This is a genomic window from Azoarcus sp. L1K30 (assembly GCF_018122735.1).
Classification (GTDB): Bacteria; Pseudomonadota; Gammaproteobacteria; order Burkholderiales; family Rhodocyclaceae; genus Parazoarcus.
The window spans coordinates 2,928,123-2,954,547 of sequence record NZ_JAGRRD010000001.1 but is presented as its reverse complement, the minus strand read 5'-3'; the positions used below and the strand labels follow the sequence as shown (position 1 = coordinate 2,954,547).

Sequence of the window (26,425 nt, the reverse complement as noted above, 5' to 3'; positions counted from 1 at the left end):
CCGACTACGCCTATGTGCTCGAGACCGGCACGATCGCGATGGAAGGGCCCGCGGTGCAGTTGAAGGACGACCCGCGCGTGATCGAGGCCTATCTCGGCCTCGGTGGCAAGCACCAGGAAATGCTGGCCACCTGATCACCAGGTGGTGACAGCGTCTTACATGGAATTCGCCGGGCGCCCGACCCGGCACCAGCTTCGAGGACGAAGATCATGGAAGCCCTTCGCATCATTCAGGACGAACACCAGTCACTGGCAGCGATCATTCATGCCATTCGATACATGATCAAGGAGATCGGCGCCGGAAACCTGCAGCCGGACTTCCGTCTGCTGCGGGCGATGGTTCACTATCTCGATGCCTACCCCGAGAAGAAGCATCATCCGAAAGAGGATCAGTATCTTTTTTCCCTGCTCAAGCGGCACACCACCGAAGGTGCAGATGCCATCGCGCGGCTCGAGCAGGAACATGCGGCAGGCGATGCCCGCATCAAGGCGCTGGAGGCGGCCATGCACCAGTACGCCAGTGGCGCCCGCGATGGTTTTGATGCCTTTGCAGAGGCGTTCAATCATTTTGCCGAGTTCTATCGCAACCATATGCTGCTGGAGGAAACGGTGATCTTGCCCTTGGTCAAAAAACACTTCACTGCGGAGGACTGGGCAGCGGCCGAAGCGGGTTTCCGCGAAAATGCCGATCCCATGGGCGGTACCGGTGAGCCACAGACGCATGAAGACTTCAAGCGCATCTTTTCCCGCCTGGTGGCGGCGGCGCCCGCGCCAATCGGACTCGGGGGCGGTCCGTACAAGGATGATCGAACGCTGATCGCGCGGCGGCGCGCGCTGATGACAGGTGAGCTGACCGGGTTGGCCCTGAGGCCTTGCGCTGGCCGTCGAAATGTATGATCAATGCGTCTGGCGTGTTGCGAACACCACGCCAGACGCTGTTTTGGCGTGTTACCAACTGCGCTGGCGCGCAGGACAGTGCTAGAATCTTCCGGGTAGAAAAGTACTTTAGTCCCTACACACCAATCAAATCGAGGAAAAGCATGAACAAAGGTGAATTCGTCGAATCGCTGGCAGATCGTCTGGATGTTTCCCGTGCCCAGGCCGACCGTGCGTTGTCTGCCGTGCTCGACATCGTCGCTGAACAACTCGCTAAGGGCGAAAAGATCGCCTTCACCGGCTTTGGCTCTTTCGAAGTGTCCAAGCGTGCCGCCCGCACTGGCCGCAACCCGCAAACGGGCGCGACCATCGAGATCGCTGCGTCCAGCGTGCCCAAATTTACCGCTGGCGCAACGCTGAAGGCCGCTGTCAACGGCAAGTAATACCCAGGATTCACCCCATGAGGCGGCGTGGCACCGGACGGTGTGCGCCGCTTTTTTTCGTCGCTACGCAACGTAGTCTTCGACAGAAGAGCGAAAACCCCTTATAATTCGAAAAGTTGTGCAATGCAGCAGCAGGGCCTTTATGGTTGCGATGCGGAAATTCATCCGCCGAACCGGCCCCAGGGACTGTAATCACAGCCCCATCGCCCCCGACCTCCCGCCGAACTCCATTCGCTCTAGCGATCGACTGGCATCGTGACAACCGGTTGGTGCCGATGCGCGGTCTTCAGGCTCGCCTGATGACCGGCCCACGCCCATCGCGCGCTTGTCGCCCCGGCGCTCCCGCACTGCCTATCCGCAGTGGCGGAGCGGCGCGATGCCTTGCGGTCCGAATTTTCGGATCCGAAATTGTCCGGCCACAAGCCGGCCTGCAATACAGGAAGAATCATGACATTCCAGAGCCTCGGCCTTGCCGATGAACTCATCAAAGCCGTTGAACAGACCGGCTACACCATCCCGACCCCGGTGCAGATGCAGGCGATTCCCGCCGCCATTGCCGGTTCGGACCTGCTGGTGTCGAGCCATACCGGCAGCGGCAAGACCGCAGCCTTCACGCTGCCCTCGCTGCACAAGCTCATCGACCGTCGTCCGGCGCCGGGCGCTGGTCCCCGTGTTCTGGTGCTGACCCCGACGCGCGAACTTGCCCAGCAAGTGGAAAAAGCCGTGCAAACCTACGGCAAGGCGTTGCGCTGGCTCAACACCGCCTGCCTCGTCGGCGGCGCGCCCTTCTTTGCTCAGGTCAAGCAGTTGCAGCGCCCGGTCGACGTTGTCGTCGCCACCCCGGGCCGTCTGCTCGACCACCTGAACCGTCGCAAGATCAAGCTCTCCGATGTCGAAGTGCTGATCCTCGACGAAGCTGACCGCATGCTCGACATGGGCTTTGCCGAAGACATCGATGCCATCGTCGCGGCCACTCCGGCCAAGCGCCAGACCCTGCTGTTCTCGGCTACGCTCGACGGCGTGGTCGGTCGCATGGCCGAGCGCATGACGCGCAACCCGCAGCGCATCGAGATCGAAGTCGCCAAGGAAGATCGTGGCCAGATCGAACAGCGCCTGATGTTTGCCGACGACATGGGTCACAAGAGCCGTTTGCTCGAGGCCCTGCTGGGGCACGACGGTCTGCAGCAGGCCGTGGTGTTTACCGCGACCAAGCGCAGCGCCGACGAGCTGTCGCTGAGCCTGCAGGAAAAAGGTTTTGCTGCCGCTGCGCTGCATGGTGACATGCACCAGACCCAGCGTAACCGCACCCTCGATCGCCTGCGCCAGGGTCGTATCGGCGTGCTGGTCGCGACCGACGTCGCTGCCCGCGGTATCGACGTGGCCGGCATCAGCCATGTGATCAACTTCGATCCGCCGCGTCAGGCCGAAGACTATGTGCACCGTATCGGCCGCACCGGCCGTGCCGGTCGTGACGGCATCGCGATCACCCTGTCGGGCCCGCGCGAAACCGGACTGATCCGCGCTATCGAGCGTTTTACTGGCGATCGTCTCGAAGTGCACACCATTCCGGGCATGGAGCCGTCGCCGCGCAAGCCGTCGGGTCCGCGCCCGGCGGGTGCCGGCGCCGGTCGCCGTTTCGGCAACGGTGGTGGCGGTGGTGGTTATGGTCGCCCGTCCTCGGGTAGCGGCGAGCGTCGCCCTGGGGGCGGCTTCGGTGGCCGTGACGGCCATCCGTCGAGCCGTAGCGAGCGCAGCCATGGCGATCGCCGCGATCGTAGTTCGCGCGGCTGAATCGCATCGAATCGGTCAAGAAAAATCCCGCCTCGGCGGGATTTTTTTCGTCCTGGCCTGCACCGGCAGGGTCAGGATTTCCTGCCGGCGCGGGCCGCTTCGACTTCATCCGCGCGGATGTTGGCCGCCAGCTTGTCGAGCACGCCATTGACGAAGCGATGACCATCCGTACCGCCGAAGCCCTTGGCCAGTTCGATGGCTTCATTGATGACCACCCTGTAAGGCGTCTCGAGATTGTTGCGCAACTCGTGAGCGCCCAGCAGCAGTATGGCGTGTTCGATCGGCGACAGTTCATTCACTGGGCGGCTGATCAGCGGTGAAAACGAGGCTTGCAGCGACTCGACGTTTTCCAGCGTGCCACGCAGCAGGCTGATGAAAAGCTCCCGGTCCACCTTGTCGAGATCCTCGGTTTCTGACTCGACATGCTTTTGTACCGTCAACATCGAGTTGCCCGACAGCAGCCACTGGTAGACGCCTTGCAGCGCAAGCTCGCGTGCGCGGCGACGGGCCATCTTGCTCATGGCAACACCTTCAGCAGGTTGGCCATCTCGACCGCTGCGCGTGCGCAGTCGCTACCTTTCTCCTGCATGCGTGCCAGTGCCTGATCGTCATCCTCGGTGGTCAGGACGCCATTGGCAATCGGGATGCCGCTATCGAGGCCGACGCGGGTGATCGCGGCGCCCATCTCGTTGGATACGAGTTCAAAATGGTAAGTCTCGCCGCGGATGACGGCACCCAGCGCGATGAGGGCATCGAACTTGCCACTGCCGGCGAGTTTCTGCAGTACCAGCGGAATCTCCAGTGCGCCGGGCACGGTCGCGATACGGATCAGTTCGGGCGATACGCCCAGCTCGAGCAGTGCCGCCGTGCAGGCAGACAGCAGGCCTTCGCAGACGTCCTGGTTGAAGCGGCTCATGACGATGGCCACGCGCAGGCCCTTGCCATTCAGGTCGATGTCGTACTCGTGGATGTTTTCGAAACGGGACATGGTTTTCGCTCTATCAAGTGGTGAGTCGAGGGCGGCAGGCCGGGTGTCAGCCCTGGTCGACGAAGCCGGTGATTTCGAGGCCGAAACCGGTCATGCTCGGAATCTTGCGCGGATTGGACAGCAGGCGCATCTTGCCCACGTTCAGTGCGCGCAGGATCTGGGCGCCGACGCCAAACAGACGGGCATCCCATTTCACCGGACGGTCGGTCGCACCGGTCAGGCCGGCGAGCAGTTCGCGCCCCGATTGTGGACGATAAAGCAGGACAATGACGCCGGCATCGGCTGCGGCAAGGCTGGCCAGCGCACTATTGACCGGGAAGCTGTGGCGTCCGCTGTCGGGGTCGAGGAAGTCGACCACCGAAATCGGCTCGTGCACCCGCACCAGCGTCTCATGCTCGGGGCGGATGTTGCCGCGGGAGAGTGCGAAATGGACATCGCCCGAGGTCTTGTCCTCGAACGCCGACAGCAGAAACCGGCCGTGCGGGGTTTCGACTTCCTTCTCGGTGACCTTTTCCACCAGATGTTCGGTGGCGGCACGGTACTCGATCAGATCACGGATGGCCCCGATCTTGAGACCGTGCTCGGTGCCGAATTCGATCAGATCGGGCAGGCGGGCCATGCTGCCGTCGTCCTTGAGGATCTCGCAGATTACGGCTGCGGGTTCGACGCCGGCGAGGTGCGCGAGATCACAGCCGGCTTCGGTGTGGCCGGCACGAATCAGCACCCCGCCGCGCTGCGCGGTGAGGGGAAAGATATGGCCGGGCATGACGATATCGTCGGCGTTGGCATGGCGCGCCACCGCAACCTGGACGGTGCGGGCGCGGTCATGGGCGGAAATGCCGGTGGTGACGCCGGTGGCCGCCTCGATCGAAGTGGTGAAGGCGGTGCCGTGCGGGGTGCGGTTGTCGCGCACCATCTGCTGCAGGCCGAGTTGGCGGCAGCGCTCTTCGGTGAGCGTGAGGCAGATCAGTCCGCGGCCGAAACGGGCCATGAAGTTGATCGCTTCGGGCGTGACGAATTCTGCTGCCATCACGAGGTCGCCCTCGTTCTCGCGATCCTCTTCGTCAACGAGGATCACCATCTTGCCGGTCTTGATGTCGGCGATGATGTCGGTAATCGGAGCCAGTGCGCTCATGTGTGGGATCCTTTCCAGTGTCAGGCTCGTTGCGCCTGCTCTTCTTCGGTGCGCCAGGCGAGCATGCGCTCGACGTAGCGGGCAATGAGATCGATCTCGAGGTTGACCCGGCTGCCGGGTCGCAGATGCTTGAGGTTGGTGACCTCGACCGTGTGCGGAATCAGGTTGATCGAGAAATCACGGTGCTCGACACGGTTGACCGTCAGGCTGACCCCGTTGACCGTAATAGAGCCTTTCTTCGCGATATAGCCGGCGATTGCGGCCGGTGCGCGGATCACGAGTTCGTGGCTTTCGCCGACCGGTTCGAACTTGACCACGTCACCGACGCCATCGACGTGGCCGGTCACCAGGTGACCGCCGAGCCGGTCGGCCATGCGCAGGGCCTTTTCCAGGTTCACCTCGCCACCGGCCTGGTCCAGGCCGACGGTGCAGTTCAGCGTTTCGCGCGAGACGTCGAACTTCACCCTGGCGCCATCGCGCGCAATGACGGTGAGACATACGCCGCTATTGGCAATGCTGTCGCCGACGATCACGTCGTCAAGGTCGAGCCCCTGGGTATCAACGGTCAGGCGGACGCCGTCCGCGAGGGCCTCGATGTGTTCAATGCGGCCTACTGCCGCCACGATGCCTGAGAACATGAAGGGATTGAAGGAAAAGGGGAAAGACGGGATTGTAGGCGAAACAGACGGCTTCGGCGCGATTCGGGCGGTCGATGGTGATGCGATGGACGCAGGCGCCAGCGCTTACCGCAGCTGATCGAGCACCCGGGTGAAGGCTTCAGCCTCCATGAAACCGACTACGCGCTGGCCGGCGCGTTCGGTGCCGGAAGCATCGAAGAAGATGATGCCGGGGGGGCCGAACAGGCCGAAGCGTTTGAGCAAGGCCTTGTGTTCGTCGTTGTTCTCGGTGACATCGGCTTTGAGCAGCAGCATCCGGCGCATGCGTTCGGCGACTTGCGGATCGGCAAAGGTAAAGCGTTCCATCTCCTTGCACGAGACGCACCAGTCGGCGTAGAAATCCAGCATCACAGGGCGGTCCGTGGCGGCGAGGCGGGCGTCGAGTTCGGCGATCGACCCCACATTCTCGAATGCGGGTGCGGGCGCCGTCGCGGTGGCTCCGGCACGGAGCACCGCCAGCGGTTGCAGCGGATCGCGCGAGCCGGCCAGTGCGCCGACCAGCATGGCCGCACCGCCGATCAGCAGCATGACGCCCACGCCCTTCCAGAAGCGTTGCCAGCCCTTTGCCGCGGGCGGAAGCGGGTCGATGGCATGGAGAAAGATGCCCGAGAACAGCATCAACGCTGCCCAGGCCAGCATGCTGGCCAGCGCGGGCAGTACCGGCGCCAACATCCACAGCGCGACGGCCAGCAGGAGCACGCCGAAGGCTTTCTTGACCCCTTCCATCCACGGTCCCACCTTCGGGAGGATCGACCGTGCCGCCAGTCCGACTGCCAGCAGCGGCATGCCCATGCCCAGTGCCATGACGAACAGCGCGCCGCCGCCCAATACGGCATCGCCCGTCTGTGCGATGTAGAGCAGGGCGCCCGCCAGCGGTGCCGCGACGCAGGGGCCGACGATCAGTGCGGAGAGTATCCCCATCGCCGCGACGCCGCCGAGATGTCCGCCCTTGTTGTGGCTGGCCGTATCGGCCAGGCGGCTTTGCAGCGACGACGGGAGTTGCAGTTCGTAGAAACCGAACATCGACAGCGATAGCGCCACGAATACCAGCGCGAAGCCCGATAGTACCCAGACGTTCTGCAGCGCCGCCGACAGCAGCGTGCCGGTGACACCGGCCGCGACGCCGGCAGCCGCATAGGTGACGGCCATGCCCAGTACGTAGGCGAGCGACAGCATGAACGCGCGGCTGCGCGAGATGTGATGACCGTGACCGACGATGATGCCCGACAGGATGGGAATCATCGGGAAGGTGCAGGGGGTGAAGGCGAGCAACAGTCCGAAGCCGAAGAAACTCGCCAGCACCAACGGTACGCTGGCGTTGCGGAGCAGGCCGGCGATGCGCCCGCTTTCATCCCCGCTGCCTGCCGACGCGGTAGTGGAGGCCACGGGGCGCGGCGTCGATGCAGGCGCAGACGCCGACGTCGGCGTCTGATCGAGTGCGCGCTGCAGCAGGCTGTTGCCGGTCGGGGCAGCGCTCGCGGTGAGGTCGATGTCGGCGGACTGGGGCGTGGGCGGGTAACAGATGCCGCCGTCCCAGCAGCCCTGACTGCTGGTGTGCAGGACGAAGCGCTTGACCTCGGCCGCTGCGCTGACCGGAATCAGGATGCGAAGTGTGCCGCGGTAGGTTTCGACTTCGCCGAAGAACTCGTCGTGCTTGATCTTGCCCGGCGGGCGATCGGGTTCGCCCAGCACCACGCTTGCCGGTTCGGCATCGAAGCGGAACTTGCTGCCGTAGAGGTAATACTCGGGTGCCACCTCGAACACGACTTCGAGGGTTTTCGCATCGAGCGCGCGGGCCGTCATCGCAAAGGCCTTCTCCGGCTCGATGGGGTCGGCCGCGCGGCCTGGCGGGGAAAACAGGCTCGCCAGCAGGGCGAGCAGGATCAGCAGACGTTGCATCGTGTTCTTTCGTGTCAGGAAGCAGGTGAGTCGGGCGTCGTTTCCTCGGCAAGCCAGCGCAGGTAAGCGGCATGACCGTGCTCGACAGGGACCGCCACAATCTCCGGAAGTTCGTAGGGATGGGCGTCCAGGATTGCTGCTTCGAGTGCCGCATAGCGATCGGCAGTCGTCTTGATCAGCAAAGGCGTCTCGCTGGCACGTTCGACGACACCCCGCCAGCGATAGAAGGATGTGCAGGGTGCCAGAACGTTGACGCAGGCAGCCAGGTTTGCCGCGAGCAATTTCATCGCAAGCGCCTCGGCAGCAGGGGTGTCTGGAAGGTTGGTCAGGACGATCAGGGGCTGGTTCATCTCGGCGGTCATACTGAACGATGGCCGTATTGTCCCAGAGTCGCCGCAAGCATGATGTGTCTTTGGTCAATTTTCCCCGTTCGGCGAGTTCTGCGCGCATGTACAAGAAATGCATATTTTCGATTCAATTAGTGAAATCCGTCCGTTCCGTACTCGGCCCACGGGACTAATATTCGCGCACTCACGTATTGCTTTCGGCAAGTTGGATGAAGTGCCGGCCGAAGGCGGGCGTACTTTGCGGTTATCGTGTTCTAGGGAGAAGGCGCATGTTTCACGAGAATATCCGTTGGATATGGGTGAGCCTGCTGTTGTCGCTGTGGTCGCTCGGCACGGCTGGAGTCGCGGCGCATGCGGCTGAGGCCGTGCCGGGCAAGCTGCTGACCGCGCAGATCACGGCGGATCCCGCCGCGCATGAGGCGGCGATGATCGAGGGCCGGAAAGCAGCTTTCTTTTGTGCGAATTGCCACGGCGAGGCGGGGATCAGCAAGTACCCCGAGGTGCCAAATCTGGCCGGGCAGCATCCTGACTACGTACTGACCCAGATTGATGCCTTTCTGACCGGCAGGCGCAAGAACGAGTTCATGCAGGGCCTGATGAAAGTGCTCAGCGAACGCGACAAGGCTGCGATTTCGCTCTTCTATGCTGCGTCTCCGGTGGTGCCTGCGAGCGCGCCCGGGCCACGCGCGAAGGAGGGCGAAGCGTACTTCGCCAAACTGTGCGCGCGCTGCCATCGAGCCGATGCGCTTGGCGGCGACACCTTTCCGCGTCTGGCCGGGCAGCAACGCGAATACGTTCGTCTCAGCCTGACGCGTTATCTGACACAGTCGGGCGAGCGTTTCTATGCGCCGATGACGGCGGCCGTCACCTTGCTCGGTAAAGACAATATCGACGCGGTTGCCGATTACCTCTCCGGGCTCAGATAATCCGCTTCTGTCGCACCGAAGCGTCAATGCGTCACGGTATAGTTCGTCCGTTGCAGACCATCATTCCGGGCTGCGCCGCACATTCGGCCTGAGCCCGAACATTGTCCACGGTACTTGAACCATGACCGCAGATGCCGAACACAAACCACTGCTGCGCGGCGTACGGATGCGGCGACTTTACTGTGCGCTCGCAGCCGGTTTCGCGTGCCACGTCGGTGCCGCATCCATTCCTGTAGCGGACGAGCTCGAGCTTGCCCAGCTGCCGCTCGACGACCTGCTGCGCATCGAGGTCATTGGCGCGACGCGCTATGCGCAGCCCCTGTCCGACACACCGGCTTCGGTCACCGTCATTGGAGCCGAGGAGCTGCGCACACAGGCCTATCGCAATATCGGCGAGGCCCTTTCCACCGTGCGCGGGGTCTATACCAGCAGCGACCGCAATTACACCTATCTCGGTGTCAGGGGCTTCAACCGCTCGGGTGATTACAACTCCCGCGTGGTGCTGCTCACAGACGGCGCCCGTCGCAACGACGCGCTTTACGATCAGGCGTTCATCGGCAATGAGTCGCCGGTGGAAATGGATTGGGTCAAGCGGCTCGAGTTCGTGTCCGGGCCGTCGTCTGCCGTCTATGGCGGCAATGCGCTGTTCGGGATCGTCAATCTGGTCATGCTCGACGGTAGCGACGTCAATGGCACGCGAGTCAGCATCGACGCGGGCAGCGGTCAGAGTCGCCGAATCGGCCTGGTTGCCGGGCAGGCGCTGGACGGCGGCGGAGACTGGTTCGTCGGCTTTGCCGCCTACGGCGCCGAGGGCGAGGATCACTATTATCGCGACTTCGGCGGCGGCCCGTATGGTGGGTGGGCACGCGGCATCGATGGAGAACGCTACCGCAAGGCCTATGGCAAGCTGCGCTTTGGAAACTGGCGCCTGACCGGCAGTTTCGCCGTGCGCGAAAAGGCGATGCCGGGCGCGCCTTATGGCACGGTTTTCGGCGAACCCGGCAATGACATTCTGGATCGCAACGGGTTCGTCGAACTGTCCTACGATGGCATGCTGGGCACCGGATGGCAGCAGCATTTCTCGATCTTCAATGGCGACTATCTGTACCAGGGTGATTACCGCTACGAGGGCGGGATCGCCAATCGCGACGAGGCGGTGGCCCACTGGCGCGGTCTGAATTACCGGCTGCAGGGCATGGCTGGTGCCGAGCACCGGTGGATGCTCGGTACCGAGGCGCAGTGGAACACGACCCTGGAACAACTGAATTTCGACCGCAAACCATATGTGGAGGCCTTGCGCACGAACGATCCTTCGAGCACTTTTGGTGTTTTCGTGCAGGACGAGTGGCGCTTTCACCCGTTGTGGCTGCTGAACCTGAGCCTGCGCCACGACAAGCACAGCGACTACGCGGCCATCCTGTCGCCGCGGCTGGCGCTGATCTATCAACCGGACGAGGATCTGACACTGAAGGCGGCGCTGGTGCATTCCTATCGGCCACCCAACGCCTATGAGCGCTTTTACGCCGACGGGGTGGCGCAGAAGGCGAACCCCGCGCTCGAACCGGAGCGTATGCGCAGCGTGGAGTTCGCTGCCGATTTCCGTCTCGGCCGCAGCGGGCGGGCGGGTGTCAGTGTGTATCGCAACGTCATTTACGACATGGTTGGCGAGCAGTTTGATGCAAACGACGGTCTGTGGGCCTTCGCCAATCTGCCACGCGTGCGCGCGCATGGTATCGAACTCGACGCCGAACAGGTCTGGTCTGGCGGATACAGTCTGCGCGGCAGTGTTGCCTGGCAGCGGTCACAGATGAACGATGGCAGTACGCTGGAAAATTCACCGCGACTGCTTGGCAAGCTGGTGTTCTCTATGCCGGTCGATACGCGCTGGAAACTGGCCGGGCAGTGGCAAGGCATGACGTCGCGGCAGTCGAAGGCGGACCGGGTTGCCGGCCATGGCCTGCTCAATGTCGTGCTGTCGACTCTTCCGTCTGTCGGGTGTGGCGAGTGGAGCCTTGGAGTCTACAATCTCACGGATCAGCGCTACGCCGACCCGGCATCGTCCTCCTTCGTGCAGGACCGTATCGAGCAGGACCGGCGACAGTTCCGCGTGCGCTGGCAGGTGGCCCTTTGAGCTTGTCTGCGATGCGTATTCTCGTCGTCGGCTGCGCCGTCGTTCTTGCGTCCGCTCTTGCCCTGCCCGGGCGATCGATGGCCCAGCAACAGGCTACCGAACCCGATCTCAAGGCGGCCATCCTGGTCAACATGTTGCTGTTCGTCGACTGGCCACGAGGTGACGTGCAGCCGAATGCGGCGCTGTCGGTCTGCTACTTCAGCAACAGTGCGGTGGCCGGGGCGCTTGCTGCGCTGGACCGCAGGGTGATCCGGGGGCGACAGCTCAATGTGGTCCGCGTGGACGCCAGTGCGCTGCAACGCTGCCAAGCTGCCTATATTGCGCCTTCGGACGATGTACTGCTTTCTGCCTTGAGCGGTGGGGCGCTGCCGGGCGGCGTGCTGCTCGTCGGCGATACGCCTGGCTTTCTCGATCGAGGGGTCATGGTCAACCTCGCGCTCTTCGAGGGGAGGGTGACCTTTGATGTCGACCTGCCGGCCCTGCGCCGTGCCGGGTTGAGTCTGAGCTCAAAGGCGCTACGACTGGCGCGAACGGTGAGGGAGTAGGCATGGCCCGTACGTCTCGTACGCCGCGCGCGCATCGCCTCAGCCTGCTGTCGACAGCACTGGCGCTACTCATTGCGTTCGTGCTGCTGATCGTCCATCAGTATTTCGTCGGACGCCAGGTCCTTCTCGACGAGCTCAGCACGGAAGCGGCAATCCTTGCCGAGAACAGCAATGCAGCTGTGGTGTTCAACGATGCGGCCGCGGCGCGCGAGATTATCTCGGCCATCCGTCTGACACCGCGCATCCAGTCGGCCGCGCTTTACCGCCAGGACAGCAGTCTGCTGGCATCGTGGCCGGAGGATCATCCCGCCTTTCCACCGACGCTTGAGACGCATCTCGACGCCGACAGGTTCGGTGCCAGCGCCGTGCCGAACGAGACCACGCTGGGCTTCAGGCGCGGGGTGATGCGGGAGGCCGTACAGGTCGATGGCAGCACGGTAGGCACCCTGATTCTCAATGTCGATTTCAGTTCCTTATACTGGCGATTGCTCGAGTACGCAGGTGGGGTACTCGGCATCGCGTCGGTGGCACTGAGCCTCGCCTATCGGCTGACTCGCCGGCTGCGCAAGCAGGTTGCAAGCGCGGAGCGACGCATGGAGCGCCTCGCCTTGTATGACCACGTGACCGGCCTGCCTAACCGGCGTCTGTTCGAGCAGGAGTTGCGCAAGGTCGTCGACCGTGTTGGCAGCGGTGGCACGTTGGCAGCGCTGCTTTTTCTTGATGTCGATGACTTCAAGAAGGTCAACGACGCCTTTGGCCATGAAGTCGGTGACCGGGTGTTGTCGATGATCGGGCAACGCCTGAAGCACACCGTGCGCGTTGGAGATGTTGTCGCCCGCATTGGCGGTGACGAGTTCGCGGTGGTGCTGCTCGATGTAGGTGGTCCGGACAACGCCGCAATAGTGGCACGAAGCCTCATCGAAGTGATCGGCAGGCCGTTTTCGACCGAGCCTACGCCGAGCCATATCGGTCTCAGCGTGGGCATTGCGATGATGCCGGGTGACGGTGGCGATCCCGCCGCCCTGCTGCGCCATGCCGACATGGCGATGTACGTCGCCAAGGCGCAGGGAAAGAACCGCTTTCAGTTTTTCTCCGAATCGATCGACGGCAAGGTGAGACAGGAGTTGCGTCTCGAGTCCGAGTTGCGCCAGGCGCTGGCGAAGGAAGACGGCGGCCTGTGGGTGGCCTATCAGCCCAAATTGTGCGCGCGGACGCGGCAAGTGGTGGGCGTCGAAGCGCTGGCGCGCTGGTGTCTGCCGGATGGTCGGCCGGTCTCGCCTGCCGACTTCATTCCGGTGGCCGAGCGTACCGGCCTGATCACCGCGTTGGGAGACCGCCTGCTGGAGCGGATCTGCAGGGACCTTGCCGGGCTGCGCTGCGCCGGTTTCGAACTGGCCAGCGTGGCCGTCAACGTGTCATCGCTGCAGTTGCTTCAGGGGCCAGCCCTGGTGGAGCGCTTTTGCAGCATGTTGGCAGCCCATGGCGAATCGGTCAGCCAGTTCGAATTCGAACTCACCGAGAGCGCGTTGACCGACGCGCGCGGCGCCAGCGTGCTCGAGGCCTTCCGTCTGGCAGGTTTCAAGCTGTCGATCGACGATTTCGGGACCGGCTATTCGTCGCTGGGCTACCTGAAGCGCTTCGACGTGACCACATTGAAAGTCGACCAATGCTTTGTACGGGCGCTGCCGGACGATGCCGAGGACGCCGCCATCGTCATCGCCGTTATCCAGATGGCGCACGCATTGGGGATCTCGGTGGTCGCGGAAGGTGTCGAGACCGAGGCCCAGGCAGACTTTCTGCTTCGCCACGAATGCGACGTACTGCAGGGGTACTTGCTGGGCATGCCGATGCCGGCGAGCGAACTCGCCGACTATCTGGGGCAGCGCAATCGGGTTGCGGGCGGCGTTCGGGCCGTTCAGCCGGGCTGAGAACTGCGCCATCGACTTGCGTGTCGCCGCGTCATATCGCATGGAAGGCTAGAACCGCCTCGGCTAACATGCGGCCAACCATGTCTATATCCAAAGCAACATCGCATCCGATGGTCGAAAGCGATCTGAGCGGGCACCCGGTGAGGGGTTTGGCCGCGACCGGGTACCTCCTGTCTGCGCGCGTGGTGGCCGGGTGGGCGGTCCTGCTCGTGGCATTGCTCATCTACTGGGCCTTCCTGCTGCAGTCGAACCATCGCCATCTCGCCGATGCCGAAGACCAGGCGCGTCTGCGCGGGATGCAGACCGCGCAGGCGCTCGCGGCCCAGGTTGAATCGATGACGCGCGACATCGACCATATCGCGCGCAACATGGCCTTGGCCTGGTCCGCGGGTGACGAAGCCCGCCTGCGCCAGGTCCTCGACGAGGCGACGGCCGCCTTGCCTGAAGGCGCGCTGGTTCAGGTCAGCGTGGCCGACGCGAGCGGGAATATGGCGTTCTCCAGCCTCGGCCTGCCCGAAGGGCGAAAGGCTCGGGTATCGATCGCCGATCGCGAGCATTTCAAGGTGCACGGCGCGGGCATCATGCCTGCGCTCTACATCAGTCATGCGGTATTCGGACGCGTATCGCAGCGCTGGTCGGTGCAGTTTTCCCGGCCTGTCATGAAAGAGGGGGCATTTGTCGGTGTAGTTGTGATCTCGATCTCGCCCGAGTATCTCGCGCAGTCATTCCGCCAGATCTTCCCCGAACCGGGTGACGTAGTGGCGCTGTTGCGCACTGACGGCGCCTACCTGACCCGCTCGCAACGGCTCCATGAAGTACTGGGCACGCGCGTGCCCGACACCCGGCCGTTCATTCGCATTCCTGACATGGAACACGGCAGCTACGACGCGATTGCCGCCGTCGACGGTGTGGAGCGCTTCTACGCCTGGCGGCGCGTGGCGTATTTTCCATTGGTGGTCAGCCTCGGGCTGCACAAGGGCAAGGCGATGGCCGGGGCCGCGGAGGCCATCGATGCGTCGGTCCTGCATAACGCGTTCGGTTCTGCGCTGCTCGTACTGGCCGCAGTCTGGATTACCTGGCTGTTCAGGCAGAAGCGGCGTGACTTTGCCAACCTGAATGAGATCCGTGAACGCCTGGAACTCGCCTTGCAAGGCGGCGATCTCGGCTCATGGGACTGGGATCTGCCGAGCGGCAGAATCCTGGGCAACGCACGCTGGGCGCTGATGCTTGGCTACGCGGGCGATGAAGCGGAGCATGACATCAATGTGCTGTCCAAGCTTGCGCATCCCGAGGACTGGGAAGAGGCGCAGGCCGCGTTGCAGGCCTATTTTCGAGGCGAGTGCGAGCACTACGAAGCCGATTACCGCCTGCGTCACCGCGACGGGCGCTGGATCTGGGTGCATAGCAGGGGCCAGGTCGTGGCACGGGACGAGAACGGCGCACCGCTACGGATGGTCGGCACGCACCTCGATATTACCGAGCGCAAGCAGGCCGAGGCGCGTGAGCGCGATCTGCAAGCGCGACTGTCCAAGCTCGTCGCACAGGTGCCCGGACTGGTTTTCCAGTATCTCGAACGCAGCGATGGCAGTGCCTGCTTTCCGTATGCCAGTCCGGGGATCGTCGACATCTACGGCGTTTCGCCCGAGGAGGCCACGCGTTCTGCCGACAAGGTGTTCGGGGTCATACATCCCGACGACCTGCAGAAGGTGCAGGCATCCATTCGTGAGTCGGCTGCCGATTTGTCGATCTGGCGGTGCGAGTATCGCGTGTGCCTGGCAGACGGGCGGGTGCGCTGGCTGCTCGGCCTTTCCAATCCGGAGCGCACTGCGGAAGGGGGTACCCTGTGGCACGGCTATATCCAGGATGTGAGCGATGCACATGCCGCAGCCGACGCTCTGCGCCAGAGCGAGGAGCGTCTGCGCCTGACCGTGGCTGCGGTGCAGGACGGGCTGTGGGAATGGGATCTCGACACAGGGCGGATGCAGTGGGATGCGCGCTGTCACGCCATGATGGGATACACCGAAGGCGCGGTGGAGCCGACTTACGAGGCGTTCATGGCGCTCGTTCATCCCAGAGACCAGATGCGCGTCCGCTCAAGCCTGAGCAATCAGATCCGCCTTCGGCCGGACGATGTAGCCACCGAAGAGTTCCGGGTGCAGAACGGTTCGGGGGACTGGCTCTGGATCGAGTGGCGGGGAAGTGTCGTCGGCCGCGAAGACGGCGGCCCGAAAAGAATGATCGGCACCATCACCGATGTCACGCAAAGGGTGGCCGCCAACCAGTTCAGGCGCGCGTTGCTCGACCAGAATGCGGCCGCAATTGTGCTTTCGTCCGCGGATCGACATGTCCGCTACGCCAATGTGCGGGCACATCAGATCTTCGCGCGAGCGGGGGATTCGCTGCAGGGGGTGAGCTTGCGCACGCTGCATGTCAGCGATGCTTCGTGGCAGGCCATGGGTGAGAACATCAAGCCTCTGCGCGAACAGGGGTACAGCCGTTTCGAATATCCGCTGCGCGACGCCGGTGGCATGACACGATGGTTCGACATGCATGGCACACCGCTCGACCGCGAGCAGCCCGACAGCGAGATGCTGTGGACCCTGGTGGATATCACCGAGCGCAAGGCGGCGGAAGCGGCGCTCATTGCAGAGCGCACGCGCCTGACGGCACTGCTCGAACGTTTTCCCGGCGGCGTGTTGCTGGAGGATGCCGCCGATCGGATTGTGATGGCCAATCAGGGGCTGTGTGAATTGCTGTCGGTTCCGTTACCCGCGTCCGCTCTGGCGGGCATGACCCGGCAATCGGTGTGTGAGCAATTTCCCGCGCTCGACCTGAAATGGCTGCAACTGGATGCTGAACTGCAGGACGGGCTGGTCCATACCTTCGAGGTGGACGCCGCGGGCAGACAGTCGTTCGAGGTCGATTGGGTGAAGCTGCTGCATGGTGAGGCGCGTTTGGGCCATGTCTGGCTGGTGCGCGATATTACCGGGCGCAAGCTCTACGAGAAAAAGCTCGCGTCCCTCGCGGCCACCGACCCGCTGACCGCGCTGTCCAATCGTCGCAGCTTCATGGCCGAACTCGAGCGTACCGTTGCCGGCCAGCCGAGTCAGGACGGGCATCCCGGTGCGCTGCTGATGCTCGATATCGACCACTTCAAGCGGGTTAACGACCGCTACGGTCACCCGGTGGGCGATCGTGTGCTCAAGCATCTTGCGGACGTGATCACCCGGGTGCTGAGGCGGGACGATGTCGCCGGGCGCCTGGGCGGCGAAGAGTTTGCCATCGTGTTGCGTGGCACGTCGAACGAGAGTGCCTTCGGTCTTGCGGAACGCTTGCGGCGGGCGGTGTGCAATGCGCCGCTCGATCATGACAGCGGGCCGATCCAGATCACGATCAGTATCGGCCTGGCCGTATTTGACGGTGCTCAAGCCGAGAGCATGCTCGCGCGGGCCGACCAGGCCCTCTATGAAGCCAAGGAGGGAGGGCGAAACCGGGTGTGCATGTGGTCGGGCATCCTCTGATCGCCGACCGTTTACGAAGTGCTGATTGAGCTTTCCCCCGCAGGCGGCTGCGGTTAGGCTAGCACCCCTCAACTGCCACCGCGTTCCCTAGTGTCCCACGCTGCAATGGACCACCGCCGGGTTCTCCGCATCGCCTTTCCGGTGGTGCTTTCAAACGTATCCACGCCGCTGATTGGCGTGGTCGACACCGCCGTGGTCGGGCGCATAGCCGATCCGGCCTATATTGGCGCTGTCGCGCTCGGCGCGCTGGTATTCACCTTCGTCTTCTGGGCCTTCGGCTTCCTGCGCATGGGCACTACCGGCCTGACGGCGCAGGCGCTCGGGCGCGGAGATACGGATGAACTGGTGGCCGGCCTGGGGCGTGCGCTGTCGATTGCTGCCGCGGTCGGTGTTGCACTGATCGTGCTGCAGGCACCGATCCGCGCCGTTGCCTTCAGCTTGCTCGAAGGCAGTGACAAGGTCGAAGCGCTGGCGCGCAGCTACTACGATATCCGTATCTGGGCCGCGCCGGCGACGCTGGCCAACTATGCGCTGCTGGGCTGGTTCATCGGGCTGGGCCGGACCGACATCGGCCTCGTGCTGCAGCTCGTCCTGAATCTGGTCAACGTGGCGCTCGATGCGTTCTTCGTGCTTGGGCTGGATCTCGACGTGCGCGGCGTGGCGCTTGGTACCCTGTGTGCCGAGTACGGTGCTGCAGTGGTCGGTCTGATCGTCGCGGTCCGCTACATGCGGCGTCATGGTGCCCGGTTTCGTCGGCCCAGGCTGACGCTGAGCGATCGGCTGCGCGACACGCTGGCGGTCAATCGCGACATCATGATCCGTTCGCTGGCGCTGATCTTCGTCTTTGTCTGGTTCATGGCCCAGGGCGCACGCAGTGGCGACGTGACGCTGGCGGCCAACGCGGTGCTGATGCAGTTCGTATCGATCAGCGCCTATTTTCTCGACGGCCTCGCATTTGCCGCGGAAGCGCTGGTCGGGCGTGCATTGGGCGCCCGCGATCGTGCCGCGTTCTCGGCCGCGGTTCGCCTCACCACCGCGTGGGCAGCAGGTATTGCGCTGATGATCAGCCTCGTCTATTTCCTTGCCGGGGCCTGGGTCGTGGATGTGCTGACCAGCGATCCGGCGACCCGGTCTGCTGCACGGGTCTATCTGCCGTGGGCAGCGCTGGCGCCGCTGGCGGGTGTGCTCGCATTTCAGCTCGACGGCATCTTCATCGGCGCCACTCGCAGCGTCGACATGCGCAACGCCATGCTGGTGTCGCTTGCGGCCTTCCTGCTGGCCTGGTGGGCGCTGTTGCCGTGGGGCAACCATGGGTTGTGGGCGGCACTGTATGTGAATTACCTCGCACGCACGCTGTCGCTCGCATGGTTTTACCCGGCGTTGGCAAGGGGCGACTGAGGCACGGCTTCCGGCACGTGCCGATCCCGGGGATTCGTTTTCAGTGCCGGGATCCGGCCGTTGTCGTCGGTCATGAGGCCCCGTCGCTCACCAGTACGCGGCGAACGGCGTCATTGGCGGCGCGCACCACCTTGTTGCGCCCACTCTCCTTGGCCTGATACAGCGCGCGGTCTGCCCGGTTGATGAGTGCATGGGCATCTTCCTCGTGGTTCCACTGCGCCACGCCGAAACTTGCGCTGACCGTGCCGACGACATCGAAGGGAACGTTCGCGATCTTGGCGCGTACGGCTTCGGCCATGACCATGGCCGCTTCGATCGGCGTCTCGCGCAACAGGATCATGAACTCTTCGCCGCCGAAGCGCGCCGCGCAGTCCGAGCTGCGCAGCAATTCGCGCACGCGCACCGCAGTGCGTTTGAGCACCATGTCGCCACTGTCGTGGCCGAAGGTGTCGTTGATGCGCTTGAAAAAATCGAGGTCGAACATGACGACCGACAGGCTGGTGCCGCGCACGCGTGCTTCCGACATCTCCGACTCGAGGCGTTCGAAAAAGCGGCGCCGGTTGACCAGATCGGTAAGGAAGTCCGTCGTGGCCAGCGCTTCGAGTCGTCTGTTGAGTCTTGCCATGGGCTCGATGACGACAGACGACAGCGCAAGATTGAGCCCGACGAACATCAGGCCGAAGATCGCGAGCAAGGACAGCATGAACGAATTGAACGTGGTGCGAGCCTTTTCGAGCGGATACAGCATCGGTACCTTGACGATCTGCATGCCCACCGTTTGTCCCATCTGCCAGCCGTAGCCGCCGCCGCTGCCGTAGAGCTTGATCATGCTCGTCGGCGCAACCTCGGGCGTGCCGTGACAACTCAGGCAGCTTGCTTGAGTGATGGTGATGGGGCGTGCGACATACAGGGCGCGTTTGACGCCGGTGCCGTAGATGCCCGAGCGTTCGATCTCGTCCTGCGGCGCCTTGGCCTGTGCGGCAGCCAGTTCATCAATCAGCTTGCTCTCCCACGGGTTTGCCATGTTGCGCGGATTGGTCGAATCGAGCGTCGTCTCACGGTACTCGTAGCCCGGATAGCGGCTTGAGAGGCGGCGGAGGGTTTCGACGGCGGCAAAGGCGGGGACGGTCTGCGGCAGGAACTGGTCGGCATTGAGCGGGTCGAGGTGCGGCTTGATCTGATCCGTGGTGTAGCTGCGGATCGCCAGCGCGGTTTCCATCAGCACGTCCGAGTCATGGCGAACATCGGAAAAGGCAACCTGTTCCAGAAAGTTGTAATAGTAGACGCCGGCCCCCAGGATGCTGATCAGGAAAGTGACCACCAGAACGAGGTTGAACTTGAGGCGCAGGGCGAGGCCGCTGCTCGAGCGAAGAAATGACATTGGGGCGTCTCTATGTAAGCTTCACCATCTTTTGCGGTGTTTGAGGTCAGGGCCGCATATTGCCTGGTCATGCCCTGGCGGATGAGTCGGAATATTGTCGCATGTGATCGGGATTGTGCGTACGGTGGCGCGTACGTCCTGGCCGTTGTCGCGTCGCGTGCCGGATTCGGACTGTGGTGCGGTAGTCGTACTGGCGGTCTATTCCCGGTGGTCGCGTTCGAGGTCGCCCGCGCGGCGCTCGCGCAGTCGCCACTCCTCTGCCAGTTCAACGATGCGTGCGCGCAGCACGCTTCCCATACCGATGTCGGCGCTGTGGCTGAGCGCTTCGAGGCTGCGCGCGATGCGTCGCGCGTCGGACTGCGGGGTGGCAATCGCCTGGCGCGAAAGCAGTACGAGCAATTCGGCAAGCGCGGGCTGGTGTTCGATATTGCCGCCGCCACAGGCGGCCGTACGCCCGCCCTGCTCGAGGAGCGCACCGAGGCTGTCCAGTGCTTGTCGACTGCTCTGCGCGGACCGGGGGCTTCCGGTGGCAAGGTGATGGACGATGCCGTGTCGCAATGTGTCGATGAGCGCATCGAGATGTTGCGGTGAGGAGGGCGTATCGCGGCTTGCATTGAACATCGGATCGGTTCCTTCTGTTGTATGTACTTGCGTGCCGACGAGCCTGTCGTCGCTGGCACCATCCATGCTTGTCAGCGGGTCGATGCGCTATATCCGAAACCCATCTTCCCCGAGGAAACCGCATGCTGTCAGACGAAGAGGCGCTTACCCGACTGAAGGCCCGGCCCCTGCCCGAAAATCCGTGGGTGTATGCAACAGACCAGGCCATCATCATCAAGGCGGACTATACCGACACCATAGAGCGAATGCTGCGTTGGGTGCCGAAGACCAGATGGCATCCGTCGCAGCGCTGCTGGGTGGTGCCATTGTCGGGGCTCGAACTGGTACGCTCGGTGCTTCCCGAGTTGAGCCGCCTGGCCGAAGCCATGCATGAAGGCCCGGTGGTGCCGGAGCCGGTGCAAGCGGTCGCCGGCGAGTCCATCGCCGATGCCCTGGCCCGCACATGGTTTCGCGACTGTGCGCGGCTGCTCTATGGCAGCGACTGGCAGCGGGAAACCGCGCGCGCGCTGAAGCGTGACGAGGCGTCGCTGGCGTGCTGGCTGATCGGCGAGGGCGTGCTCGAGGATTCGCCTGCCACCCTGCTCGACGAGATGTTGGCGCTGATGCGCCGGCGATCGGCGGACATCGCCGCTGCGGCCGAGGTCCTTTCGCAGCGGATCAGAGCATCCTCACCTTATCAGCCTTGAGCGTAAGCTCAATCCGCTCCGCGCAGTCGAACACGGCTGTCGGGACATCGAACACGAACTGATTTTCGAACCAGGCGCGGGCGTAGGGCAGGAAGGCAACCGTCGGCGGCAATGGCGTCAGACTTTCGGTGCCGGCCATGAGGGCGGCGGCGAAGCCGCTATTGTCCGCCTGCGGCACGTTGTCGTCGCCAAAGACTTCGAACTGGATGAAGATCTTGGCCGTTTCGACTTCGCCTTCGCGCGTCTTGACGCCCGTCACCCGAACGTTCTGGAAGCGGCGTCCGACCCGTCCGTCCTCGAGCATCTGATTGAGCTCATGCAGTTTTCCCTTCTTGACGACGGTGCAGTCCAGCTGGGGAACGCCCAGTTGAGTCAGACTCAGGCCGGTGGGTTTGGCGGCCTTCAATTCGATGAACGTCGTGTTCTCTGCCAATGTGGGCACGTTGATCTCCATGAATGGTTTGCGACAAAAGCGCGACAAAAAGTGGCAATTCAAGCCCTTCACGCAGCCCTTAAGCAGAATTGGTGCCACTGGCAAAGCCTTGCGCGCGCCGTTGCGCATCTGACGGACGGCCAGGTTCACGTCGTGATCGAGTTCGCGCTCGTCCGGTCGACGGCGGATCAATCTGGATGATCGAGGATACGACAGAGCGACCTCTGGCTGAGAAGGCGCGGGCGGGAGAGGGGCCGCGACGGCGGGCCGGATTCGGTGCGCCCCGCCATCCCGGTTGCCCTTGTACTCACTCAGACTGAAACCGATACTGAGCTGGCCGTCTGCTGCTGGTTGCTGTCGAGCATGTAGGTCTGCATCAGTTTCAGCGTTTGCATCACCACTTTGAGTTGCGTGTCGTCGCCTGGCGACGCGCTGCCTGTCGAATCGGTGTTCGTGGTCGAAGCGGTGTTCGCCGACGATGACGAGTTCTGCTCAAGCGCCATCGCTTCCTCGAAGCTGACTTTGCCGTCTCCATCGGTGTCGGCTGTGTCGAAATTCTCCAGCACCGAGGTGATCAAGGCGCTGCGGGCGCTGTCGCTGTCGCCGACCTGTTCGAGTTGGGCCGTGAGCTCGTCCTGCGTGAAGCCCTCGTCGCCCGCACCGCCCGGTGGTGGCGGTGGCATGCCCCCCATGGCTTCCTGCACGCGCATGCTGTCGAACTGGCTGTTCAATTGCTCCGCGACCTCATTGAATGCGCTGGAAAACTCGTCCTTGGTGACCTTGCCATCACTGTCGCCGTCCAGTTGCGAGAACAGTCCTTCGACGTCCAGCGAACCGGTGTTGCCTGCGCTGTCAGCCATGTCCTGCAGCGTGCTGAGCTCGATGTAGCCGGTGCCCTTGGTGTCGAGGGTGGAGAAAAGCTCGTCCGCCATCTGCTTCGGGTCGGGGCGTGACGTGCCACGCATGCCCTGCATCATCGCCGAAGCGCTACTGCCTATACTGCCTATACTGCCGATGCTGCTCATGATCTGCCTCCTGCTGTTGAATACACTGCGGTGCGCAGCCCATCTGCGCATCGTCTTCAACGCAAATTCTCGGCCTGAAACGGGAGAAGTTCAGGGTAATGCAGGTAAAAGCAGGTAAAAGCACGTAAAGGTCGATTGACTTGTTGTTGCGAGAGGCAAGGGTCTGCGTCCCTTGGGGTCTGCGAGAGAGGCGAAACTTGCCGCTTCGGGGGCGGATTGTGATCAGGCGGCAAGGTGTAAATCGACGTAAATCAGCCGAGCCCGCCTGCGCTTGCGAGCCGGTCTTTCGCCGTCGTCGTCAACTTGAGCGGCGATACTTGCCGGCTCGCCCCAGCAATTGCCGCCCGTGAGTGTAAAGACAGGTAAAGAGCAGGGTGCGGCAACGGCGCTGAAATAGAATTCAGCCGGATGAGAATGAGGGAGGGCCGATGAGTGAGAACGTCCTGCTGATCGACGACGACGTGGAGCTTCTCGAGTTGCTGCGCGACTACCTGATGCGCGAGGGCTTCGGGGTCGAGTGCGCGCATGACGGCATTGCCGGGGTGGAGGCAGCATTATCGGGTCGTCACGACCTGGTGGTGCTCGACATCATGATGCCCGGACTCGACGGCATCCAGACGCTCAACCGTATTCGGGCCCAGGACGCTATTCCAGTGCTGATGCTCAGTGCGCGCGGTGACGATGCAGACCGCATTCTCGGGCTTGAGATCGGTGCCGATGATTACGTGCCCAAGCCGTGTACGCCGCGCGAACTGACGGCCCGCATCCGCGCTATCCTGAAGCGTGTTCCCGCAACAGAGCCCGCAACGCAGGTGCTGGTGAGTGGCGACCTGGTTCTGTGGCCGGCCCAGCGCCGGGCCGAAGATGCGGGGCGGACGCTGGCGCTGACCAGCACCGAATTCAGTATCCTCGAGATGCTCGCCCGCCATGCCGGCCAGCCCGTGGGCAAGGCGCAACTGTCGGAGTCGGCCCTGGGGCGCCCGTTCACGCGCTTCGACCGCAGCATCGATGTTCATATCAGCAGCATCCGCCACAAACTTGGCCCCCTGCCCGATGGTCGTCCGCGTATTCATACAGTGATCCGCAGGGGATACCTGCTGGTCGTGGCATGAGCGCGCCGGCAGCGAAGCCCTTGATGGGCAGGCTCTTCTGGAAATTCTTCGTCTTCCTGTGGCTGGCGCAGTTGCTGACCGCCATGGGGGTGGGCGCCATGATCTGGCTGGCACGCAATGAGCATGGTTCTGGGGGCTTTCCCCCCACGGTTGGCTTTCGTGAACACCCGGCGCCAGGCATACCGACAGGCGCAACGATGGCACCGGGCGATCGGTCCGGGCCGCCGTCGCTGCCACCGGGACCGCCACGACTGCTGCCGCCGCTCATGCCCATGCTCGCCGGAAGCATCGTCAGCCTGGTATTTGCCGCGCTGCTGGCAGCCTATTTTGCGCGTCCGATCCGTGACCTGCGCGAGGCACTCGGGGCGATTTCCGAGGGTGCTCTCGATACCCGTGTGTCGCCACGGATGCGTGAGCGGCGGGATGAGTTGTCGGCGCTCGGCGTCGAGTTCGATCACATGGCTGCGCGTTTGCAGAGTGTGGTCGAGGGCCAGCGAAGGTTGCTTCACGATGTGTCGCATGAGCTCAGATCGCCACTGGCACGACTGCAGGCGGCGGCGGATCTGCTGCGCCAGCAGCCGGACCGCAGCGCAGTCTTCGTCGAGCAGATCGAGCGTGATACCAATCGAATGAACCGGCTGGTGGGCGAGTTGCTGACGCTCGCGCGGCTCGATACCGGTATTCAACCGAACATGGATGAGTATGTGGAGTTGATGAGGCTTCTCGCCGAAATTGCCCAGGATGGGAATCTCGAGGCGGAAGCCAGTGCCTGCAGGATCGTGCTGGATGGCGCGGGCCCGGCAACGGTTCGCGGAAATGCCGAGTTGATCCGGCGCGCACTGGAGAACGTGATTCGAAATGCGCTGCGCTTTTCTCCACCTGGCGGACGGATCGTGATTCACCTTCAGCACGATCCGGTGCAGGGCCGGGTCGGTATCGAGATTGCCGACAGCGGCCCCGGCGTGGCGGCATCTGACCTTGATGCGATGTTCGAGCCTTTCTTCCGCAGCGGTGCCGAGGACACCTACTCCGGTTATGGATTGGGGCTGGCGATTGCGCGTCAGGTGGTGAAGCAGCACGGTGGCGAGATCGAGGCATGTAACGGCGCCGGGGGTGGTCTCGTCGTACGCATTTTCCTCCCCGCCGAACAGGGACGGCAGCGCCCCCGATAACTACATCACACGCCATGCGGTACAGACTCATCTATCATGCATCTGCGCCGCATGGCGTTCCAGTCCGATGATCGGGACGGTGGACCAGCGCTGTCGGCAGCTTGCGTCTGCCCTTCACATGACGCTTCGAGAAACGCGGACAATGCGTCAATGAAAATATCACTCCAACGAACCATTGTTTCCCTGACCGGTGCGCTCGATTTCGTCGGTATCGACGAGGTACATCACGGCAAGCGGGTCGCGCTGCTGGCATATGCGATCGCGGTCGAATTGGGATGGACCTCATCCCGATGTCTCGACATGCTCTACGCCGGCATGCTGCACGATTGCGGCGTCGCGCGAACGGAGGAGCATCGTCACCTCACCGAAACCCTGGAATGGGATGGTGCTCAGGCGCATTGCATCCGCGGTGAAGCCTACCTTGAGGCGTGCCCGCCATTGGCGCGTTTTGCCGTGATCGTGCGCTGGCACCATACGCGATGGGAGGATTTGCTGACCCAGGGGCTTGCACAGGATGCGAGCCTTGAGAGCAATCTGATCTTTCTGGCCGACCGGCTCGACATCCTGCTGGCCGAGTACATCACCGCCGACGGACTGAGAAATGAGATCCTGCTCGAGTATCCGAAGCTGGTTGATCGACTGACCGCGATGTCGGGCAGCCTGTTTTGCCCGGACTTGATCGCTGCGCTACAGCGCGTCGCGGTACGCGAGGGTTTCTGGTTGCAGTGCGATCCGCCCTATGTGGCCGACGTCGTCGAAGACTGCCTGCAGTGCGAGGCGCCGATCGAGATTGACAGCAAGGACACGCTGGCCATCGCCCGGTTGTTTGCCCGCACGGTCGACTCCAAGAGCGTCTACACGCTCGAGCACTCCACCCGAGTGGCGCAGCTGACGCGATATCTTGCGCAGATGCGGGGCGTCAGCGGCGTCGAACTCGATATGCTGGAAGTTGCCGCCTTGCTCCACGACATCGGAAAGCTCCGCGTGCCCGAGGAAATCATCGACAAACCGGGTGCCATTACTGCGCAGGAACGGGCCATCATCCAGCGCCACAGTTACGACACGGGTCGTATCCTGAAGCGGGTCTTTCCCGGTCAGCCCATCGCCGAGTGGGCCAGCATGCACCATGAAGACTTGATCGGCACGGGATACCCCAGCCACCTGAAGGCGCGTGAGATTCCATGGCAAGCGCGCCTGATTTCGGTGGCCGACATCTTTCAGGCCATGTCGCAGAACCGACCCTACCGGGGGCGCCTTGGCAGCGACGAAGTCATGGGGCACCTTGACACGCTGCGGACGCTCGGGCGAGTCGATGCCGGGATGGTGGAGCTGGTGCGCACTCATCTCGATACCTGTTATCAACTGGCAGTGAACGGCGACTGAGCGCGCTG

The 26,425-nt window shown here is 63.2% G+C and carries 23 protein-coding genes and 1 pseudogene; 14 read left to right on the top strand and 10 right to left on the bottom strand.

The window, feature by feature from the left end:
• The 4 genes and pseudogenes from J5J83_RS23005 to J5J83_RS13625 form a co-directional block, all read left to right on the top strand.
• A pseudogene (locus tag J5J83_RS23005) lies at positions 1 to 134 on the top strand (ABC transporter ATP-binding protein); the annotation flags it as partial.
• A gap of 75 nt (positions 135 to 209) precedes the next feature.
• Complete coding sequence (locus J5J83_RS13635) at positions 210 to 896, top strand: hemerythrin domain-containing protein (RefSeq protein WP_212349991.1); 687 nt, start codon at positions 210 to 212, stop codon at positions 894 to 896.
• Entirely contained in the window at positions 893 to 1,318 is a 426-nt protein-coding gene (locus J5J83_RS13630; RefSeq protein ID WP_282959129.1) for an HU family DNA-binding protein, read from the top strand. Before J5J83_RS13635 ends, J5J83_RS13630 begins: the two co-directional genes overlap by 4 nt.
• A gap of 447 nt (positions 1,319 to 1,765) precedes the next feature.
• Positions 1,766 to 3,109, top strand: a complete 1,344-nt coding sequence (locus J5J83_RS13625) for a DEAD/DEAH box helicase (RefSeq protein WP_212349987.1) — start codon at positions 1,766 to 1,768, stop codon at positions 3,107 to 3,109.
• Positions 3,110 to 3,180: 71 nt separating this feature from the next.
• Here the strand turns inward: J5J83_RS13625 and nusB are convergent, their stop codons facing one another.
• The 6 genes from nusB to cutA all read right to left on the bottom strand — a co-directional run bounded on the left by nusB (position 3,181) and on the right by cutA (position 8,158).
• Positions 3,181 to 3,630 (bottom strand): transcription antitermination factor NusB, encoded by a 450-nt coding sequence (gene nusB, locus J5J83_RS13620; protein ID WP_212349985.1) that lies wholly within the window; start codon positions 3,628 to 3,630, stop codon positions 3,181 to 3,183.
• Positions 3,627 to 4,097, bottom strand: coding sequence for a 6,7-dimethyl-8-ribityllumazine synthase (ribH, locus tag J5J83_RS13615; RefSeq protein ID WP_212349983.1), 471 nt, complete (start codon positions 4,095 to 4,097; stop codon positions 3,627 to 3,629). The genes nusB and ribH overlap by 4 nt, the downstream gene beginning before the upstream one ends.
• A gap of 46 nt (positions 4,098 to 4,143) precedes the next feature.
• Entirely contained in the window at positions 4,144 to 5,232 is a 1,089-nt protein-coding gene (ribBA, locus tag J5J83_RS13610) for a bifunctional 3,4-dihydroxy-2-butanone-4-phosphate synthase/GTP cyclohydrolase II (protein WP_212349981.1), read from the bottom strand.
• A gap of 20 nt (positions 5,233 to 5,252) precedes the next feature.
• Positions 5,253 to 5,870, bottom strand: coding sequence for a riboflavin synthase (locus J5J83_RS13605; RefSeq protein ID WP_212349979.1), 618 nt, complete (start codon positions 5,868 to 5,870; stop codon positions 5,253 to 5,255).
• Positions 5,871 to 5,975: 105 nt separating this feature from the next.
• Positions 5,976 to 7,808: a protein-disulfide reductase DsbD gene (gene dsbD, locus J5J83_RS13600; protein ID WP_212349977.1), complete on the bottom strand. Its 1,833-nt coding sequence runs from the start codon at positions 7,806 to 7,808 to the stop codon at positions 5,976 to 5,978.
• A 14-nt stretch (positions 7,809 to 7,822) separates the two neighbouring features.
• The gene (gene cutA / locus J5J83_RS13595) at positions 7,823 to 8,158 is read right to left on the bottom strand and encodes a divalent-cation tolerance protein CutA (protein WP_212349975.1); all 336 of its coding nucleotides are present in this window, start codon (positions 8,156 to 8,158) and stop codon (positions 7,823 to 7,825) included.
• Positions 8,159 to 8,424: 266 nt separating this feature from the next.
• On the opposite strand from cutA, the gene J5J83_RS13590 reads away from it, so the two are divergent.
• The 6 genes from J5J83_RS13590 (at position 8,425) to J5J83_RS13565 (ending at position 18,604) form a co-directional block, all read left to right on the top strand.
• The gene (locus J5J83_RS13590) at positions 8,425 to 9,081 is read left to right on the top strand and encodes a c-type cytochrome (protein WP_249115718.1); all 657 of its coding nucleotides are present in this window, start codon (positions 8,425 to 8,427) and stop codon (positions 9,079 to 9,081) included.
• Between the two features lie 121 nt (positions 9,082 to 9,202).
• Positions 9,203 to 11,212: a TonB-dependent receptor gene (locus tag J5J83_RS13585; RefSeq protein ID WP_212349973.1), complete on the top strand. Its 2,010-nt coding sequence runs from the start codon at positions 9,203 to 9,205 to the stop codon at positions 11,210 to 11,212.
• Positions 11,213 to 11,223: 11 nt separating this feature from the next.
• On the top strand, positions 11,224 to 11,757 hold the full coding sequence (locus tag J5J83_RS13580; protein WP_212349971.1) for a YfiR family protein: 534 nt from the start codon (positions 11,224 to 11,226) through the stop codon (positions 11,755 to 11,757).
• Between the two features lie 2 nt (positions 11,758 to 11,759).
• The gene (locus J5J83_RS13575; protein WP_212349969.1) at positions 11,760 to 13,685 is read left to right on the top strand and encodes an EAL domain-containing protein; all 1,926 of its coding nucleotides are present in this window, start codon (positions 11,760 to 11,762) and stop codon (positions 13,683 to 13,685) included.
• Between the two features lie 80 nt (positions 13,686 to 13,765).
• Positions 13,766 to 17,206, top strand: a complete 3,441-nt coding sequence (locus J5J83_RS13570) for a PAS domain-containing protein (RefSeq protein WP_212349967.1) — start codon at positions 13,766 to 13,768, stop codon at positions 17,204 to 17,206.
• A gap of 90 nt (positions 17,207 to 17,296) precedes the next feature.
• Positions 17,297 to 18,604, top strand: a complete 1,308-nt coding sequence (locus J5J83_RS13565; protein ID WP_212349964.1) for an MATE family efflux transporter — start codon at positions 17,297 to 17,299, stop codon at positions 18,602 to 18,604.
• A 70-nt stretch (positions 18,605 to 18,674) separates the two neighbouring features.
• Here the strand turns inward: J5J83_RS13565 and J5J83_RS13560 are convergent, their stop codons facing one another.
• Positions 18,675 to 19,985: a diguanylate cyclase gene (locus J5J83_RS13560; RefSeq protein WP_212349962.1), complete on the bottom strand. Its 1,311-nt coding sequence runs from the start codon at positions 19,983 to 19,985 to the stop codon at positions 18,675 to 18,677.
• A 198-nt stretch (positions 19,986 to 20,183) separates the two neighbouring features.
• The gene (locus tag J5J83_RS13555) at positions 20,184 to 20,606 is read right to left on the bottom strand and encodes a hypothetical protein (RefSeq protein WP_212349959.1); all 423 of its coding nucleotides are present in this window, start codon (positions 20,604 to 20,606) and stop codon (positions 20,184 to 20,186) included.
• A 122-nt stretch (positions 20,607 to 20,728) separates the two neighbouring features.
• Here J5J83_RS13555 and J5J83_RS13550 point away from each other — a divergent pair, with 122 nt between their 5' ends.
• Complete coding sequence (locus J5J83_RS13550; RefSeq protein ID WP_212349953.1) at positions 20,729 to 21,292, top strand: hypothetical protein; 564 nt, start codon at positions 20,729 to 20,731, stop codon at positions 21,290 to 21,292.
• Here the strand turns inward: J5J83_RS13550 and J5J83_RS13545 are convergent.
• Positions 21,264 to 21,734: a hypothetical protein gene (locus tag J5J83_RS13545; RefSeq protein ID WP_349251895.1), complete on the bottom strand. Its 471-nt coding sequence runs from the start codon at positions 21,732 to 21,734 to the stop codon at positions 21,264 to 21,266. The two genes, J5J83_RS13550 and J5J83_RS13545, sit on opposite strands and share 29 nt — an antisense overlap.
• Positions 21,735 to 22,036: 302 nt before the next feature.
• On the bottom strand, positions 22,037 to 22,750 hold the full coding sequence (locus J5J83_RS13540; protein WP_212349949.1) for an EF-hand domain-containing protein: 714 nt from the start codon (positions 22,748 to 22,750) through the stop codon (positions 22,037 to 22,039).
• Between the two features lie 428 nt (positions 22,751 to 23,178).
• Between J5J83_RS13540 and J5J83_RS13535 the strand changes: the two genes are divergently transcribed.
• The 3 genes from J5J83_RS13535 (at position 23,179) to J5J83_RS13525 (ending at position 26,417) form a co-directional block, all read left to right on the top strand.
• Entirely contained in the window at positions 23,179 to 23,862 is a 684-nt protein-coding gene (locus tag J5J83_RS13535; RefSeq protein WP_212349947.1) for a response regulator transcription factor, read from the top strand.
• On the top strand, positions 23,859 to 25,034 hold the full coding sequence (locus J5J83_RS13530; protein WP_212349945.1) for a HAMP domain-containing sensor histidine kinase: 1,176 nt from the start codon (positions 23,859 to 23,861) through the stop codon (positions 25,032 to 25,034). Before J5J83_RS13535 ends, J5J83_RS13530 begins: the two co-directional genes overlap by 4 nt.
• A gap of 150 nt (positions 25,035 to 25,184) precedes the next feature.
• Positions 25,185 to 26,417, top strand: a complete 1,233-nt coding sequence (locus J5J83_RS13525; RefSeq protein WP_249115717.1) for an HD domain-containing phosphohydrolase — start codon at positions 25,185 to 25,187, stop codon at positions 26,415 to 26,417.
• Positions 26,418 to 26,425: the final 8 nt, after the last annotated feature.

Coding starts and splice junctions, on each gene's coding strand:
- J5J83_RS13635 (WP_212349991.1), top strand. CDS start 210: ATGGAAGCCCTTCGCATCATTCAGGACGAACACCAGTCACTGGCAGCG.
- J5J83_RS13630 (WP_282959129.1), top strand. CDS start 893: ATGATCAATGCGTCTGGCGTGTTGCGAACACCACGCCAGACGCTGTTT.
- J5J83_RS13625 (WP_212349987.1), top strand. CDS start 1,766: ATGACATTCCAGAGCCTCGGCCTTGCCGATGAACTCATCAAAGCCGTT.
- nusB (WP_212349985.1), bottom strand. CDS start 3,630: ATGAGCAAGATGGCCCGTCGCCGCGCACGCGAGCTTGCGCTGCAAGGC.
- ribH (WP_212349983.1), bottom strand. CDS start 4,097: ATGTCCCGTTTCGAAAACATCCACGAGTACGACATCGACCTGAATGGC.
- ribBA (WP_212349981.1), bottom strand. CDS start 5,232: ATGAGCGCACTGGCTCCGATTACCGACATCATCGCCGACATCAAGACC.
- J5J83_RS13605 (WP_212349979.1), bottom strand. CDS start 5,870: ATGTTCTCAGGCATCGTGGCGGCAGTAGGCCGCATTGAACACATCGAG.
- dsbD (WP_212349977.1), bottom strand. CDS start 7,808: ATGCAACGTCTGCTGATCCTGCTCGCCCTGCTGGCGAGCCTGTTTTCC.
- cutA (WP_212349975.1), bottom strand. CDS start 8,158: ATGAACCAGCCCCTGATCGTCCTGACCAACCTTCCAGACACCCCTGCT.
- J5J83_RS13590 (WP_249115718.1), top strand. CDS start 8,425: ATGTTTCACGAGAATATCCGTTGGATATGGGTGAGCCTGCTGTTGTCG.
- J5J83_RS13585 (WP_212349973.1), top strand. CDS start 9,203: ATGACCGCAGATGCCGAACACAAACCACTGCTGCGCGGCGTACGGATG.
- J5J83_RS13580 (WP_212349971.1), top strand. CDS start 11,224: ATGCGTATTCTCGTCGTCGGCTGCGCCGTCGTTCTTGCGTCCGCTCTT.
- J5J83_RS13575 (WP_212349969.1), top strand. CDS start 11,760: ATGGCCCGTACGTCTCGTACGCCGCGCGCGCATCGCCTCAGCCTGCTG.
- J5J83_RS13570 (WP_212349967.1), top strand. CDS start 13,766: ATGTCTATATCCAAAGCAACATCGCATCCGATGGTCGAAAGCGATCTG.
- J5J83_RS13560 (WP_212349962.1), bottom strand. CDS start 19,985: ATGTCATTTCTTCGCTCGAGCAGCGGCCTCGCCCTGCGCCTCAAGTTC.
- J5J83_RS13555 (WP_212349959.1), bottom strand. CDS start 20,606: ATGTTCAATGCAAGCCGCGATACGCCCTCCTCACCGCAACATCTCGAT.
- J5J83_RS13550 (WP_212349953.1), top strand. CDS start 20,729: ATGCTGTCAGACGAAGAGGCGCTTACCCGACTGAAGGCCCGGCCCCTG.
- J5J83_RS13540 (WP_212349949.1), bottom strand. CDS start 22,750: ATGAGCAGCATCGGCAGTATAGGCAGTATAGGCAGTAGCGCTTCGGCG.
- J5J83_RS13535 (WP_212349947.1), top strand. CDS start 23,179: ATGAGTGAGAACGTCCTGCTGATCGACGACGACGTGGAGCTTCTCGAG.
- J5J83_RS13530 (WP_212349945.1), top strand. CDS start 23,859: ATGAGCGCGCCGGCAGCGAAGCCCTTGATGGGCAGGCTCTTCTGGAAA.
- J5J83_RS13525 (WP_249115717.1), top strand. CDS start 25,185: ATGAAAATATCACTCCAACGAACCATTGTTTCCCTGACCGGTGCGCTC.